Origin of the sequence: Mesorhizobium sp. B1-1-5 (assembly GCF_006443065.1) — a bacterium.
In the GTDB taxonomy this organism is placed as follows: Bacteria; Pseudomonadota; Alphaproteobacteria; order Rhizobiales; family Rhizobiaceae; genus Mesorhizobium.
On record NZ_VFWS01000601.1, the window covers coordinates 1 to 1,092 of the forward strand.

At 65.8% G+C, this 1,092-nt stretch carries 2 protein-coding genes; one reads left to right on the forward strand and one right to left on the reverse strand.

Features of this window, described 5'->3' with window-relative positions; genetic code table 11:
- A partial coding sequence (locus tag FJ980_RS33655; protein ID WP_140547668.1) for an HAD family hydrolase occupies positions 1-544 on the forward strand: 544 nt, incomplete at its 5' end.
- Here the strand turns inward: FJ980_RS33655 and FJ980_RS33660 are convergent.
- Positions 518-1,092, reverse strand: a 575-nt coding sequence (locus FJ980_RS33660) for a 50S ribosomal protein L11 methyltransferase (protein ID WP_140547669.1), incomplete at its 5' end; no start/stop codon positions are given. The genes FJ980_RS33655 and FJ980_RS33660 overlap by 27 nt on opposite strands.

Genomic DNA, 1,092 nt, shown 5'->3' on the forward strand with positions numbered 1-1,092 from the left:
CTCCATCTTTGCCTCCGGCACCAATCTCGACGTCGTCGAATTGTGGTTTCCGCGCCTGTCCGACGAAGACCAGATGCTGGCCGTCGCCCGCTTCAACCAGATCACCTCGGTGCAGGGCTCGGCGATGGCGGTGGCTCTGCCGGGCATCGTCGAAACGCTCGGCACCTTGCACGCAAGGTCCTATCGGCTCGGCGTCGCCACCAACGATTCGACCAGCGGCGCGGAAAAAACGCTGGTGACGCTCGGCGTCGCGCAGCTGTTCGACGCCGCCTACGGCTATGACGCGGTGGCCAATCCCAAGCCGGCACCGGATACGATCCAGGCCTTCTGCGATCTCACCGGCCTGAAGCCGACGCAGGTCGCCATGATCGGCGATAACCGCCACGATCTCGAAATGGCGCGTGCCGGCGGCTGCGGCCTGGCGGTCGGCGTGCTCTCGGGCACCGGCACGCGTGAATCTCTGGCCGGAATTGCCGACGTGATCCTGGATTCGGTTGTCGACCTGCCGGATTTCCTTTCAGCGCGGGTCAAGGAGACGATCTGATCTCGTCGCTAGCGGCGTCTCGGCTTCGAAGGAAAAGACGCCGCTCGGCCTGCTTGCGGCGCCCTTCGCGTCGCCGAAATCCGGCACCTGATATTCGGCGAGCAGCCTGAGCCGCGACAATGGTAGATCGGAGAGGCGCGGGTCGCCGATCAGGACCTCGACGCCGGCGGCAAGGCAGCGGTCGAGGAAGGGGATCATACGTTGGGTGACATCGGGTCCGTAGAACACGTCGCCGGCCAGCACAAGGTCGACCGCCGGTGGCGGACCGGTGGTAATGTCTTTGCAGATCACCGAGATCGTGACGCCGTTGTCTTTTGCATTGAGACCGAGCGCGGCGACGCCGTTGCGGTCGATCTCGGCGGCGATCACTTCGCGGGCCCCGGCCTTCGCGGCAGCGATGCCGACAATGCCGGAGCCGGCACCAAGATCGAGCACGCGGCGTCCCGCCACGGTCATCGGATAGTCGAGGACATAGCGCGCGAGCACGGTGCCGCCGGCCCATGCATAGGCCCAGTAGGGCGGTTGTGGCTCCGGCGCATCTTCCGCAT